This is a genomic window from Flavonifractor sp. AGMB03687 (genome assembly GCF_017811815.1).
In the GTDB taxonomy this organism is placed as follows: domain Bacteria; phylum Bacillota; class Clostridia; order Oscillospirales; family Oscillospiraceae; genus Flavonifractor.
Genome location: NZ_JADKZI010000007.1, coordinates 71,695 through 85,158, shown reverse-complemented (window position 1 = coordinate 85,158; position 13,464 = coordinate 71,695). Strand labels below are relative to the sequence as shown.

Here is a 13,464-nt window from a genome sequence, read left to right as displayed (position 1 = left end):
ATTATGAATCATCTGAATCAGATCGCGGCCAAGCTGGACCAGTACAAGCTGGATGCCATGCTCATCACCAGCGCTCCCGGCGAGTATTACGCCATTGGATTCCACGGTGAGGGTATGGTCATCGTGACCAAGACTGAGAGCCGCTACTTTACCGACTCCCGGTATATTGAGGCCGCCGGTAATCTGGTCACCGGCGCCAACATCACCATGACCGACAAGAACAAGAACTTCATGGTGCTGGCCGAGCAGGCCATCCAGGAGCTGGGCATCCAGAAGATGGGCTTTGAGGACGGCTATGTGACCGTGGCCTCCTACAACCAGTATTCCAAGCTGCCCTGCGAGCTGGTGCCCGCCCAGAGCCTGGTGAACGACCTGCGTGCTGCCAAGGACGAGGAAGAAATCGCCCTGATGAAGAAGGCCCAGGAGATCACCGACCAGGCCTTTGACGCCATTCTGAAGTTCATCCAGCCCGGCATGACTGAGCAGGAGATCGCTGCCCGCCTGCAGTACGAGATGCTGCTCCGCGGCGCCGACAAGATGAGCTTTGACCCCATCGTGGTGTCCGGCCCCAACGGCTCCCTGCCCCACGGCATCCCCAGTGAGAAGAAGGTGCAGAAGGGCGAGTTCCTCACCATGGACTTCGGCTGCAAGTACGGCGGCTACTGCTCCGACATGACCCGTACTATTGCCATCGGCGAGCCCACCGAGGAGATGCGCAAGGTGTACGACACCGTGCTGAAAGCCCAGCTGGCTGGTATTGCCAAGGCCAAGGCAGGCGTGCCCGGCAAGGAGATCCACAACGCCGCCGCCAAGGTGATTGAGGACGCCGGATACGGGGCATACTTTGGACACGGCTTCGGCCACAGCGTAGGCATCGAGATCCACGAGTCCCCCAATGCCAACGGCCGGGACGAGACTCCCATGCCCGTGGGCGCCGCTGTTTCTGCCGAGCCCGGCATCTATCTGCCCGGCAAGTTCGGTGTGCGGATTGAGGATGTGCTCATCTACACCGAGGAGGGCAATGTGGATATCACCAAATCGCCCAAAGAACTGATTATTCTGTAAAAAGCCTTGCAATGAGGGAAATAATAGGGTAAAATGACTTAGCTGAATTATAGAAATACCTTTTGGAGGATGAAGTTCAATGCCTACGATTTCTGCCAGTGATTTCCGCAATGGTGTGACCTTTGAGATGGATGGCCAGGTTATGCAGGTCGTCGAGTTCCAGCACGTTAAGCCCGGCAAGGGCGCCGCGTTCGTTCGTACCAAGATGAAGAACGTCATCACCGGCGGCGTGACCGAGACCTCTTTTAACCCCACTGCCAAGTTCGAGCAGGCCTACGTGGAGCGCAAGGACATGGAGTACAGCTACAACGACGGCGATCTGTACTACTTCATGGACCCCGAGACCTACGATCTGGTGCCCATCGGCTCCGAGCTGCTGGGTGACAACTTCCGCTTTGTGAAGGAGAACATGGTCTGCAAGATCAACTCCTACAAGGGTAAGATCTTCGCTGTTGAGCCCCCCACCTTCGTGGAGCTGGAGGTCAGCGAGACCGATCCCGGCTTCAAGGGCGACACCGCCACCAACGTGACCAAGCCCGCCACCCTGGAGACTGGCGCCGAGATCAAGGTGCCCCTGTTCATCAACCCCGGCGACAAGATCAAGATCGACACCCGTACCGGCGAGTACCTGGAGCGCTGCAAGGGTTAATCGGACAATTTTTAGGCCCTTCGTGGCCGACGACTGAGAAAAGGAGAACCAGTTATGACGATTTCTGAGAAGGTCGCGTATCTGAAGGGCCTGGCTGAGGGCCTGAATATCGACACCGAGGAGTCCAAGGAGGGCAAGCTCATCTCCGTGATGATCGGCATCCTGGAGGAGATCGGCATGTCCATCGAGGACCTGGAGGAGAACACTGAGGCTCTGGGTGAGGAGATCGACGCCATCTCCGACGACCTGGCCGACGTGGAGAAGGCCGTTTTTGAGGACGAGGACGACGAGGATGAGGACGACTGTTGCTGCGGCGACGACGATTTCTTCGAGACCGAGTGCCCCAACTGCGGTGAGACTCTGGTCATCGACGAGTCCGTCCTGGACGAGGGCGTGATCCAGTGCCCCAACTGCAAGCAGAAGTTCGCTCTGGACCTGTCCGACGACTGCTGCTGCGGCGATGAGGACGAGGATGACTGCGGCTGTGGCTGCGGCTGCGAGGACCACGACCACGAGGGCTAAGTCCGGCTATTTAAAAAGGAGCGCTGCGGAGTTTCCGCAGCGCTCCTTTTTGCTTTGTCTGATCGTTGGCCTTATGCCCCTAAATGCAGTAGGATTTTGGTGAAAATGGCGGGGGATGTTACTTGCGTCATCGGCTGGCTGCGTAGTATAATGAGCACGGAATTAGATTAGATTAACTTGGAAGCAGTGGATGGATAAGATGAAGATACAAGAGACACAAAATCATAAGACACTGGAGGAGGTCCAGCCCGGAGAACGGGGTACCATCCTGCGGGTAGGCAATGAGCGAGGGCCGGTAAAGCGCCGCCTGGTGGACATGGGCCTCACCCCCGGTACCCAGGTGATGGTGCGCAAGGTGGCCCCCTTCGGCGACCCGGTGGAGCTCAACCTGCGGGGCTATGAGCTCTCCCTGCGGAAATCGGATGCAGCCCAGATCCTCATCGCTACTGGCGAGGAGGGAGAGCAGAAGGCCCAGGCCAGAAAGAAGCGCATGGGCATGGTGCAGCACCTGCCCGATGAGGAGACCATCCGCCGGATGGATGCCGACCACGCCCACGAGGCTGCCGAGCACGGCGGCGTGCCCGACTACGCCAGCCATGACACCCGGGAAATGAAGCTGGCCCTGGTGGGTAACCCCAACTGCGGCAAGACCACCCTGTTCAACGCCCTCACCGGCTCCAATCAGTATGTGGGCAACTGGCCCGGCGTAACGGTGGAGAAGAAGGAGGGCAAGGCCGAGGTGGACGGGAAAGCCGTCACCGTGGTGGACCTGCCCGGCATTTACTCCCTGTCCCCCTACTCCATGGAGGAGATCGTGGCCCGGGACTTTATCGTGGGTGAGCGGCCCGATGCCATCATCGACATCATTGACGCCACCAACATTGAGCGAAACCTCTATCTGACCGCCCAGCTGCTGGAGCTGGAGCGGCCCATGGTCATTGCCCTGAACTTCATGGACGAGGTGGAAAAGCACGGCGATAAGATCGACGTGGACCAGCTGTCCAAGGAGTTGGGCGTGCCGGTGATCCCCATCACCGCCCGGTCGGGCAAGAATATTAAGGAGTTACTGGAGGTGGCCCACAACCAGATGCATGTGGGCGTCACGGTGGAGCCCGACGACCTGTACGACGACTTCACCCACCAGATCCACCACAAGGTGGGCGAGCTGATCCACGACAAGGCCTATGCCGCCCACATCCCCGCCCACTGGGCCTCCATCAAGCTTATTGAGGGGGACCAGCTGGTGGAGAAGGCTCTGGGGCTCAGCGGTCTGGAGAAGGCCGCCCTGGAGCGGACCTGCCAGGAGTATGAAAGTGCCTATGACCTGGGCGACCGGGAGACCCTCATCGCCGACGCCCGGTATCAGTTCATTCAGAAAGTGGTGGAGGGCTGCGTCAAACGGGGACGGCCTCTGGGCACCCCCACCCTGTCCGACCGGATTGATGCAATCGTCACCCATAAGTTTTTGGCTATCCCGGTGTTCCTGCTGATGATGCTGGCCATGTTTGCCCTGACCTTCGGCCCCGGCCAGATGCTGGCCGACGGGGTGGATACTCTTATCGGCGGCTATTTTGCCGACTGGGTGCGGGGCGTCCTGGCTGCCGCCGGTACCGCCCCCTGGGTGGAGGCCCTGCTGGTGGACGGCGTCATTGCCGGCGTGGGCGGCGTACTTACCTTCCTGCCCCAGATCGCCATTCTGTTCCTCTTCCTGTCCTTCCTGGAGGACTCGGGCTACATGGCCCGTGCCGCCTTTATCATGGACCGGCTGCTGCGGCGGTTCGGTCTGTCCGGCAAGGCCTTTATCCCCATGCTGATGGGCTTTGGCTGTACGGTGCCCGCCGTCATGGGCGCCCGCACCATGGAGAATGAGAAGGATCGCCGCATGACCATCATGCTGGTACCCTTCATGTCCTGTTCTGCCCGGCTGCCGGTGTACGGTCTGCTCACCGCCGCCTTCTTCCCGAAATACGGCGGACTGGTGGTGTTCTCCCTCTACCTGCTGGGCCTGATCTTTGCCATCATTTCCGGCATCCTGCTGAAGAAGCTGGTGTTCAAGGGAGAGCCCGCCGCCTTTGTGCTGGAGCTGCCTCCCTACCGCCTGCCTACCCTGAAGAACATTGCTCTCCACGTGTGGGAGAAGGTGAAGGGCTTTCTGGTGAAGGCCGGTACCCTGATTCTGGCCATGAGTGTGCTGCTGTGGTTCCTCCAGAGCTTCGGCTTCGAGGGTGGCACCTTCGGTATGGTGTCCGATGAGGCATACTCCATCCTGGGCAACATCGGCTCCTTCCTGGCTCCCATCTTTGTGCCTCTGGGCTTCGGTACCTGGCAGGCCGCGGTGGCCCTCCTTTCTGGCCTCATCGCCAAGGAGATGGTGGTGTCCTCCATGAGTATGTTCTACGGCTTCTCGGTGACCGCCAGCGGCGCCACCATTGCCGCCGCCCTGGGCGGTACCTTCCAGAGCCCCCTGGCCGCCTACTCCTTCCTGGTGTTCGTGCTGCTCTACGTGCCCTGCGTGGCGGCAGTGTCCACCATCCGCAAGGAGATGAACTCCGTCAAGTGGACCCTGGCTTCCATCGGCTGGCAGCTGTGCGCCGCCTGGCTGGGTTCCTTCCTGGTGTACCAGATCGGCTCCCTGTTTTTGAGGTAATCCTATGTTGAAGATCCTGATTTACATCGGGGTGGCCGCCCTCATCATCTGGGCGGCGGTCTACCTGATCTACCGCTTTCACCAGAGCTTGAAGGGCAAGCGTGGGTGTGACTGCGGCGGCTGCTCCAGCTGCCCCCACACCTACTGCCGCCATCGGAAAGAGCCGTAAAGGAGGGCTTACCATGGATGAAAAACGCAAGCAGCTCCAGGAGTGGATCAGCGAGAGCCAGAACATCGTCTTTTTTGGCGGCGCCGGTGTCTCCACCGAGAGCGGCATCCCTGATTTCCGCAGTGTGGACGGCCTGTACAACCAGCAGTACGCCTACCTGCCGGAGACCATCCTGAGCCACACCTTCTTCCAGAAGAATCCCGAGGAATTTTATCGCTTTTACCACAACAAGATGCTCTTTCCCAACGCCAAGCCCAACGCCGCCCATTTAAAGCTGGCAGAGCTGGAGCAGGCGGGCAAGCTGACGGCGGTGGTGACCCAGAATATTGACGGGCTACACCAGGCGGCGGGCAGCGTCAACGTGTACGAGCTCCACGGCTCGGTACACCGCAACTACTGCATGAAGTGCCATCAGTTCTATGACCTGGACTTCATGATGGAGCAGGAGGGCGTGCCCCACTGTCCGGTGTGCGGCGGCATGATCAAGCCCGATGTGGTGCTCTACGAGGAGTCCCTGGACCAGGAGACCATTGAGGGGGCCGTGCTGGCCATCTCCCGGGCGGATATGCTCATCATCGGCGGTACCTCCCTGGCGGTGTATCCAGCGGCGGGCCTCATCCGCTACTACCGGGGCAGCAAGCTGACCCTCATCAACAAGAGCCCCACCCCCTACGACAAGGAGGCCGACCTGGTGATTGCCGGCCCCATTGGGGAGATCCTGGGGGCTGTCACAGTATGACCCATGCAAGGGACCTGTCGGTAGACAGGTCCCTTTTTTCCTTGTCAACCGACCGCCGTCCCGGTATAATGAAGGCACTACGAAAGGGGAGGCCGGCGCCATGTTCGACTTCACACAGATCAGCCGCTATCGGGAAAACAACCGTCTGGAGGCCAAGCTGGCCACTGGCGGCCTGCCCCACAGCATTTGGGAGACCTACTCCGCCTTTGCCAACAGCTACGGCGGGGTGATCCTGCTGGGGGTGGAGGAGCTGCCCGACCACAGCCTGCGGGTGCAGGGACTGCTGGATCCCCAGGGCATGGTGGAGGAGCTGATCGCCGGTCTGGATGATCCGGCGGTGGTCAGCATCAACATTCTCAAGGAAGAGGATATCCAGATCCTCCATGTGGATGGTGGAGACATTGTGGCCATCACCGTGCCCATGGCGGAGCAGGATCAGCGGCCGGTGTATATCGGAGGAAACCTCCGCCGGGGCTCCTATCGCCGCAGCGGAGACGGGGATTACCACTGTACCCAGGCGGAACTGAACGCCATGCTGGGCGGACGGTCCCACTGAGCACTTTTTGAGGGCAAAAAGCCTGATGCAACCGGAAGTTTACGTGGAAAAACGCAAACGCAACTGCAAATTGGTTTCAGTTGCGTTTGGGTTTTGGTATGTTGTAGCCACCTTGAGAGGAGGCAGAGACCATGAGTTTTGGGTCCAATCTACAGTTTTTGAGAGATCGGGCTGGCATGACCCAGGAGGAGCTGGCCGAGCAGCTCCAGGTGTCCCGGCAGTCGGTGAGCAAGTGGGAGTCGGACAGCAGCTTTCCGGAGATGGAAAAGCTGCTGGTGCTGTGCAAGCTGTTTCATACGGATCTGGACACCCTGCTGCGGGGCGATGTGCAGGAGCATATGCGGAGCGATACCATTGGGTACGACCGATTTATGAATTGGTTTTCCAACTGGGTCGCATTGGGCGTGGGACTTATTATCCTGTCGGTAGCCGCGGGCCTGGGCTGCCGGGGCTGGTTGGGCGCACCGGAGATTGCCGTCCCCGCAGTGTTGCTGTCCGGTGTGGCAGTGGCAGTGGCGATTTTGATTGTGGCCGGGATGCGGTACGACCGCTTTGAAAAGGAACACCCCACCATTCCGGATTTCTACACCCGGGAGCAGCGGGAGCGATATCTGGGCCGGTTTCCCTTTCTCATTGCCCTGCCGGTAGCGGCCATCATCATCGGAATGCTGTGGCTGGTACTGCTGGGCGACTGGGCGGAACAGCAGGGAGAACGGGCAGAGCTAGGTCTGGTGGCTGCATTTTTGCTCATCATAGCTGGTGCGGTGACGGTATTGGTGTGGGCTTCGCTTCGCAAAGGTAAATATGAGATCGAAGTGTGGAATAAACAACACAACCCCAGTCCGGAGGCGGAGGCCAGACAGAAAAAGGCGGGCTGGGTGTGCGGGGCCATCATGATCGTCGCTACCGTGATTTACATGATCGTGGGTTTTGGCACCATGGCAGCGTCGGGAGAGTACGGGGACAGTTGGGGCTGGCGCTGGGGGTGGATCGTCTATCCCATCGGCGGGGTACTCTGCGCCCTGGCGTCTCATCTGATTGAAAAAGAAGAAGAGTAACAAAGAATGCCTGCCGCATTACTGCGGCAGGCATTTTTTATTGCTTACAGATTGGCATCCAGCACGGCGGTGTAGGCCTGGGGAGGCATGACGCCCACCTTGCGGTCGAACTCCTTGCCGTCCTTCAGGAAGATGACGGTGGGGATGCTCATGACGCCGAAGCGCATGGCCAGGTTGGGCTCGTCGTCCACGTTGACCTTGGCCACCAGGGCCTTGCCCTCGTACTTGCCCGCCAGGTCCTCCATCACAGGAGCCAGCATCTTGCAGGGGCCGCACCAGGAGGCCCAGAAGTCCACCATGGAGATACCGTTGGAAACCGCCTTGTCAAAGGCCTCGTTGGTCAGATGAATGATAGACATAGATAACATCCTTTCTCTATATAAAATTATGATAAATGGTCTACGTATTCCGCAGCCCGCAGGCCGGCTACCAGGCCCTCGCCTACGGCCTTGGACACCTGGAGGGGAAGGCCGGTGCAGTCGCCGGCGGCAAAGACGCCGGGCAGGCTGCTGGCCATGTTTCGGTCCACCTGGATATATCCGCCATCCAGCGCCAGGCCGGGGAGCAGATCGGCGGGAGCCACCGAGGGACGGAGGATAAACACGCCCTCACAGGGGATGGTGGTGCTGCCGGCTTTCAGGGCCTCCACTTTGCCGCCGCCGGTGATTTCCACCTTGGCGGCCTTTACGAAGGGAATGTCGGGCCGCAGCCGGTCGGGAGCTTTATCGCTGATATAGGTGACTTTGCACCCCAGCTCCTGGAGGTAGTTGGCCTCCTGGGGGGAGTCGGCGGCCTTGCCCACCACCGCTACCTCTTTGCCGCGGTAGAGCATACCGTCGCAGGTGGCGCAGTAGCTGACGCCACGGCCCAGATACTCGGCCTCGCCGGGGTACTTGTTGGCCCACACCACACCGGTGGCCAGTACGATGGCCCGGGCCTGCTCCATCTCGGAACCGATGCTGAGATAGAATGTGTCGCCCATGGGCATGATATTCAGCACCCGGCCCTCTTTTCGTGCCACGCCCATTTCATCGGCGTGGGCACGGAACCGGTCCAGTAGTTCCTTGCCGCTGACCTGGGGGAAGCCCAGGTAATTTTCAATACGGGGGGTTTTATAGAGAGGATTGTCCCGGCCGTCGCCGCTGATTACCAGTACGGATTTGTTCCGCACCCGGGCCTGGACGGCGGCGGACAACCCGGCGGGGCCGCCGCCGATCACTGCGATGTCGTACAATGGTATTCCTCCTCACACTCTCCGAACAGAGCGGCGATGACGGCAGCCGCCCGGGGATCGGATACTTCATAATAGACCTCGTTGCCGGAGCGGGCTGCCTTGACCACGCCGGCCGCCTTCAGGCGCATCAGGTGCTGGGAGATACAGGACTGGGACTGGCCGATATTGGCCTCCATACAGCCCACGTTGCGGCAGCCGCAGTGGAGCAGTCCACGGACGATCTGCAGCCGGATGGGATGGGACAGGGCCTTCAGCAGCTCCGCTTTCTCCAGATAGATGGATTCCAACCCTTCCATGGGATCACCTCGCTGTCTTGATCTATATATTATTATATTCAAATATTCTAATATGTCAACCCTTTTTTCCTACTTTTTTTCGGGAAATTTGGAGGGGGTAGGTTGACATGACTAACCGATGGTAGTATACTACACCCCAGGGGGGTGTATGACATGATGGCAGACCAGAAAACCGTCCTCCGGCTGCTGCGTACCGCCCGGGGACAGATCGACGGAATCATTAAAATGGTAGAAGAGGACCGGTACTGCATTGATATCTCTCAGCAGCTGATGGCTACTGAGGCCATGCTGAACCGGACCAATAAGGAGATCCTGGCGGCCCACCTGAAGCACTGTGTCCAGGAGGCGGATACGCCGGAGGCCCGCAGTGAGAAGATCGATGAGTTCATTCGCACGCTGGGCAAGATTCTAAAGTAGAAAGACGTTATGGTGAGACCATGAAGCAAAAATTTGATGTAACCGGTATGACCTGCGCGGCATGCTCTGCCCATGTGGAGAAAGCGGTGTGTAAAGTAGCCGGTGTGGACCAGGTCAATGTGAACCTGCTGGGCAACTCCATGGTAGTGGAGTACAACGAGGAGACCACCGATGCCGGGCAGATCATCCACGCGGTGGAGGAGGCGGGCTACGGCGCCGCCCTGCCCGAGAGCAGGAAGCAGGCCGCCCAGCCCCGGCAGGCCAACGTGATGGAGGAAGAAGCTGCCGGCATGAAGCGGCGGTTTTTGACCTCTCTGATTTTCCTGGTGCCCCTGTTCTATATCGCCATGGGGCACATGATGGGCTGGCCGCTGCCCGCCTTCTTCCATGATCCGGGCAATGTGTTTGTGGTGGCCTTTATCCAGTTCCTGCTCACCCTGCCCATCATGTATATCAATGATAGGTACTACCGGGTGGGCTTCAAGACCCTGTGGCACCGGTCGCCCAATATGGATTCCCTCATCGCCTTGGGCTCCGCCGCCGCCGTGGTATACGGTATCGCGGCCCTGTTCCAGATCGCCTGGGGCTTGGGCCACGGGGATCTGGCCCGGGTGGACCAGTGGTCCATGGACCTGTATTTTGAGTCCGCCGGTATGATTCTTACCCTCATCACCCTGGGCAAGTGGCTGGAGACCCGCTCCAAGGGCAAGACCAGCCAGGCCATTACCCGGCTGATGGATCTGGCCCCCAAGACCGCTTCTGTCCTGCGAGATGGGGTGGAGGTGGAGATCCCGGTGGAGGAGGTGGCCGTGGGTGACCTGGTGGTGGTGCGCCCCGGCGGCCGCATTCCGGTGGACGGCGTGGTGACCGAGGGAGCCTCCTCGGTGGACGAGTCCGCCCTCACCGGTGAGTCCCTGCCGGCGGAGAAGGGCCCTGGTGACAAGGTGGCTGCCGCCTCCATCAACAAGAGCGGCTTCTTTACCTTCCGGGCTACCCGGGTGGGGGAGGACACCACCCTGGCCCAGATGATTCGGCTGGTGGAGGAAGCCTCTGCCTCCAAGGCGCCTATTGCCAAGCTGGCCGACAAGGTGGCGGGCATTTTCGTGCCCACGGTGATCGTCATTGCGCTGGTGACCGCTGTGGTATGGCTCATTGCCACCGGCGGCGATGTGACCCGGGCCCTCACGGCCGGTGTGGCAGTGCTGGTCATCTCTTGCCCCTGCGCCCTGGGTCTGGCCACCCCGGTGGCCATTATGGTGGGCACCGGCAAGGGTGCGGAAAACGGCATCCTCATCAAGTCAGCCGAGGCTCTGGAGACCCTTCACGCCATCCAGACTGTGGTGGTGGACAAAACGGGCACTCTGACCCAGGGCAAGCCTTCGGTCACCCACTGTCTCCCGGCGGAGGGCGTAACCGAGGAGGAGCTTCTGTGTGTGGCCGCCTCCCTGGAAAAGCCCTCGGAGCATCCCTTGGCTGAGGCCATCCTGAATGAGGCGGAGGAGCGGAACATTCCGCTGGCTCCCATCCAGGACTTTGAGGCTGTCTCCGGCCGGGGCGTACGGGGATCCCTCCACGGCACCGCCGTGCTGGCGGGCAACCGGGCCATGCTGGAGGAGGCGGGTATCGCTCTGGGCGCTCTGGGAGACAAGGGTGAGGCCCTGGCCCAGGACGGCAAGACCCCGCTGTACTTTGCCGAGGACGGGAAGATGCTGGGTGTGGTGGCGGTGGCCGACACACCCAAGGCCACCAGCGCCGAGGCCGTCCGGCAGTTCCAGGCCCTGGGCATCGACGTGGTCATGCTTACCGGCGACAACCAGCGTACCGCTCAGGCGGTGGGTAAGGCTCTGGGGGTGAGCCGTGTCATTGCCGAGGTGCTGCCCCAGGATAAGGAGCGGGTGGTGGCTCAGCTGCAGGCCGACGGCAAGCGGGTGGCTATGATCGGCGACGGCATCAACGATGCCCCCGCCCTGGCCCGGGCCGATGTGGGCATGGCCATCGGTGCGGGCACCGACGTGGCCATCGAATCGGCCGACGTGGTGCTCATGAAGAGCGATCTGCTGGACGCGGTCACCGCGGTACGGCTGTCCAAAAAGGTCATCCGCAACATCAAGGAGAACCTGTTCTGGGCCTTTATCTATAACATCATCGGCATACCGCTGGCCGCCGGTGTGTGGTTCCCCATCACCGGCTGGCAGCTTTCCCCCATGTTCGGCGCCGCCGCCATGAGCCTTAGCTCGGTGTGCGTGGTGTCCAACGCGTTACGTCTGAAGTTCTTCCGCCCCTCTCATGGGGAGGAGCCGGAAGCTCAAATTGAAACACAGAAAGGAACGAGTACCATGACCAAGACTATGACCATCAACGGAATGATGTGTGCTCACTGCCAGGCTCATGTGGAGAAGGCCCTCAACGCCATCGACGGCGTCACCGCTGTCGTGGATCTGGAGGCCAAGACCGCAACCGTTACCCTGACCCACGATGTGGCAGACGACGTTCTGAAGAACGCTGTTACGGAAGCGGGGTACGAGGTAGTCTCCATTCAGTGACAACAGGCGCAAAAGGGCGGCAATTTGCCGCCCTTTTGCTGTTTTTGCTGGAAAGGGAAGGAAAATCAACGGCTGCTTTGTAAAAAATGAATGGTTTGTGTAAAATGCAGGTTGCCCTTTTGGCGGGAACAGGGTATAATAAGGACAAGCTCAGGGAGGAGAAACGACAACGTTGCACACCGACCTGGGCGATTTGTATGAAAGGAAGGTAGATTACATTGAAGAAGTCCAAGAAGCTCCTTGCGCTGCTGCTCTCTCTTGCCATGATCTTTGGACTGGCTGCCTGCGGCGGCGGTTCTCAGGGCAACACTGAGACTCCCAGCGGCAACACCGAGACCCCCGGCACCGTGGAGACCACTCCCGGCGGTGAGGAGACCGGCGCTGTCGATCCCGACACCATCCCCGACACCATGACCTCCGAGGACGGCAAGTATCAGGTTGCTTTCGTCACCGACGTGGGTCAGCTGAAGGATAAGTCCTTTAACCAGGGCACCTTCGACGGCGTGAAGCTGTATGCCTCCGCCAACGGCAAGTCCTACAAGTACTATCAGCCCGCCAACGGCAGCGAGGCTACCGACGATGACCGTTACGACGCCATGAAGGCCGCTGTTGAGGGCGGCGCTGAGGTGGTCGTGTGCGCCGGCTACCTGCAGGAGGCCGCGCTGAAGAAGGCTGCCATCGAGTTCCCCGAGGTTCCCTTCGTGTTCATCGACGGTTATCCCCTCAGCGATGACGCTGGCAATACCCTGGCCAACGTGGCTGGCATCGCCTTCAACGAGGAGCAGGCTGGCTATCTGGCCGGTTACGCTGCCGTGAAGGACGGCTTCACCAAGCTGGGCTTCTCCGGTGGTGGCGGCGGCACCAACCCCGCCTGCTGCCGCTTCGGCTATGGCTATGTTCAGGGCGCCAACGCTGCTGCTACCGAGATGGGCACCAACGTTGAGATGAACTACTCCTGGCAGTACGGTGCCACCTTCTCCGGTTCCACCGAGCTGCAGACCATGATCAGCGGCTGGTACGCCAACGGCACTGAGATCGTCTTTGCCTGCGGCGGTTCCATGTTCCAGTCCATCGCCGCCGCCGCTTCCGCCAATGACGGCTATGTCATCGGCGTCGACGTTGACCAGGCCGGCGAGTCCGACAGCGTGGTCACCTCCGCTATGAAGGGCCTGTCTGACGCTGTGCAGTGGGCTGTGGGCCATGTCTCTGACGACACCTTCGACACCATCGGCGGCACCGCCACCTCTCTGGGTGTGAAGGAGAACGCTGTTGAGCTGCCCACCACTGATAGCTCTTGGCGCTTCGAGACCTTCTCCGTGGAGGAGTACGAGGCTCTGTATCAACAGATGGTCGATGGCACCCTGGTGGTGGACAACGACTACTCCAAGCTGGATACCACCGAGTGGAGCAACCTCACTCTGAACGTGATCTGATCCTAACCCGTATCTGTACGAACAAGGAGCGCGGGCGCGCAAGTGCCCGCGCTCCTTTCCTATTTGTAAGATAGGATAAATTTCTTGTGTTTTTTTGGCCATTATTATATAATAAAACATATTCTTGATAAGGGGG

General features: G+C 60.0%; 14 protein-coding genes. 11 read left to right on the top strand and 3 right to left on the bottom strand.

What is annotated here, in order from left to right:
* Positions 1-3 precede the first annotated feature (3 nt).
* The 8 genes from J9789_RS13625 (at position 4) to J9789_RS13590 (ending at position 7,405) form a co-directional block, all read left to right on the top strand.
* On the top strand, positions 4-1,065 hold the full coding sequence (locus J9789_RS13625) for an aminopeptidase P family protein (protein WP_209346261.1): 1,062 nt from the start codon (positions 4-6) through the stop codon (positions 1,063-1,065).
* A 79-nt stretch (positions 1,066-1,144) separates the two neighbouring features.
* Positions 1,145-1,714, top strand: coding sequence for an elongation factor P (efp, locus tag J9789_RS13620; RefSeq protein WP_087188553.1), 570 nt, complete (start codon positions 1,145-1,147; stop codon positions 1,712-1,714).
* Positions 1,715-1,768: 54 nt separating this feature from the next.
* Positions 1,769-2,236, top strand: a complete 468-nt coding sequence (locus tag J9789_RS13615; RefSeq protein ID WP_209346259.1) for a CD1247 N-terminal domain-containing protein — start codon at positions 1,769-1,771, stop codon at positions 2,234-2,236.
* A gap of 199 nt (positions 2,237-2,435) precedes the next feature.
* A complete protein-coding gene (feoB, locus tag J9789_RS13610) occupies positions 2,436-4,883 on the top strand; it encodes a ferrous iron transport protein B (protein ID WP_209346321.1) in 2,448 nt (815 codons plus the stop codon).
* Between the two features lie 4 nt (positions 4,884-4,887).
* Complete coding sequence (locus tag J9789_RS13605) at positions 4,888-5,052, top strand: FeoB-associated Cys-rich membrane protein (protein WP_209346257.1); 165 nt, start codon at positions 4,888-4,890, stop codon at positions 5,050-5,052.
* 13 nt (positions 5,053-5,065) lie between these two features.
* On the top strand, positions 5,066-5,791 hold the full coding sequence (locus J9789_RS13600) for an NAD-dependent protein deacylase (protein WP_209346255.1): 726 nt from the start codon (positions 5,066-5,068) through the stop codon (positions 5,789-5,791).
* A gap of 100 nt (positions 5,792-5,891) precedes the next feature.
* The gene (locus tag J9789_RS13595; RefSeq protein WP_209346253.1) at positions 5,892-6,347 is read left to right on the top strand and encodes an ATP-binding protein; all 456 of its coding nucleotides are present in this window, start codon (positions 5,892-5,894) and stop codon (positions 6,345-6,347) included.
* Positions 6,348-6,478: 131 nt separating this feature from the next.
* Positions 6,479-7,405 (top strand): helix-turn-helix transcriptional regulator, encoded by a 927-nt coding sequence (locus J9789_RS13590; RefSeq protein ID WP_209346251.1) that lies wholly within the window; start codon positions 6,479-6,481, stop codon positions 7,403-7,405.
* 44 nt (positions 7,406-7,449) lie between these two features.
* On the opposite strand, the gene trxA is transcribed toward J9789_RS13590, so the two are convergent.
* Genes trxA through J9789_RS13575 form a run of 3 tightly spaced genes read right to left on the bottom strand, consistent with a single transcriptional unit; the run spans position 7,450 to position 8,935 of the window.
* Complete coding sequence (trxA, locus tag J9789_RS13585) at positions 7,450-7,764, bottom strand: thioredoxin (protein ID WP_209346249.1); 315 nt, start codon at positions 7,762-7,764, stop codon at positions 7,450-7,452.
* Positions 7,765-7,790: 26 nt separating this feature from the next.
* On the bottom strand, positions 7,791-8,639 hold the full coding sequence (locus J9789_RS13580) for an NAD(P)/FAD-dependent oxidoreductase (protein WP_209346247.1): 849 nt from the start codon (positions 8,637-8,639) through the stop codon (positions 7,791-7,793).
* Positions 8,621-8,935, bottom strand: coding sequence for a metalloregulator ArsR/SmtB family transcription factor (locus tag J9789_RS13575; RefSeq protein ID WP_209346245.1), 315 nt, complete (start codon positions 8,933-8,935; stop codon positions 8,621-8,623). Before J9789_RS13575 ends, J9789_RS13580 begins: the two co-directional genes overlap by 19 nt.
* A 153-nt stretch (positions 8,936-9,088) precedes the next feature.
* Here J9789_RS13575 and J9789_RS13570 point away from each other — a divergent pair, with 153 nt between their 5' ends.
* From J9789_RS13570 to J9789_RS13560, 3 genes are all read left to right on the top strand, one after another.
* Entirely contained in the window at positions 9,089-9,352 is a 264-nt protein-coding gene (locus tag J9789_RS13570) for a metal-sensing transcriptional repressor (RefSeq protein ID WP_209346243.1), read from the top strand.
* A gap of 20 nt (positions 9,353-9,372) precedes the next feature.
* Complete coding sequence (locus tag J9789_RS13565; protein WP_209346241.1) at positions 9,373-11,895, top strand: heavy metal translocating P-type ATPase; 2,523 nt, start codon at positions 9,373-9,375, stop codon at positions 11,893-11,895.
* Between the two features lie 218 nt (positions 11,896-12,113).
* Positions 12,114-13,328, top strand: a complete 1,215-nt coding sequence (locus J9789_RS13560) for a BMP family ABC transporter substrate-binding protein (protein ID WP_209346240.1) — start codon at positions 12,114-12,116, stop codon at positions 13,326-13,328.
* Positions 13,329-13,464 lie beyond the last annotated feature (136 nt).

Bases quoted from the DNA above. Each gene is read 5' to 3' on its own strand.
- feoB (WP_209346321.1), top strand. From the start codon at position 2,436: ATGAAGATACAAGAGACACAAAATCATAAGACACTGGAGGAGGTCCAG.
- J9789_RS13625 (WP_209346261.1), top strand. From the start codon at position 4: ATGAATCATCTGAATCAGATCGCGGCCAAGCTGGACCAGTACAAGCTG.
- J9789_RS13565 (WP_209346241.1), top strand. From the start codon at position 9,373: ATGAAGCAAAAATTTGATGTAACCGGTATGACCTGCGCGGCATGCTCT.
- J9789_RS13605 (WP_209346257.1), top strand. From the start codon at position 4,888: ATGTTGAAGATCCTGATTTACATCGGGGTGGCCGCCCTCATCATCTGG.
- J9789_RS13570 (WP_209346243.1), top strand. From the start codon at position 9,089: ATGATGGCAGACCAGAAAACCGTCCTCCGGCTGCTGCGTACCGCCCGG.
- efp (WP_087188553.1), top strand. From the start codon at position 1,145: ATGCCTACGATTTCTGCCAGTGATTTCCGCAATGGTGTGACCTTTGAG.
- J9789_RS13590 (WP_209346251.1), top strand. From the start codon at position 6,479: ATGAGTTTTGGGTCCAATCTACAGTTTTTGAGAGATCGGGCTGGCATG.
- J9789_RS13615 (WP_209346259.1), top strand. From the start codon at position 1,769: ATGACGATTTCTGAGAAGGTCGCGTATCTGAAGGGCCTGGCTGAGGGC.
- trxA (WP_209346249.1), bottom strand. From the start codon at position 7,764: ATGTCTATCATTCATCTGACCAACGAGGCCTTTGACAAGGCGGTTTCC.
- J9789_RS13600 (WP_209346255.1), top strand. From the start codon at position 5,066: ATGGATGAAAAACGCAAGCAGCTCCAGGAGTGGATCAGCGAGAGCCAG.
- J9789_RS13595 (WP_209346253.1), top strand. From the start codon at position 5,892: ATGTTCGACTTCACACAGATCAGCCGCTATCGGGAAAACAACCGTCTG.
- J9789_RS13575 (WP_209346245.1), bottom strand. From the start codon at position 8,935: ATGGAAGGGTTGGAATCCATCTATCTGGAGAAAGCGGAGCTGCTGAAG.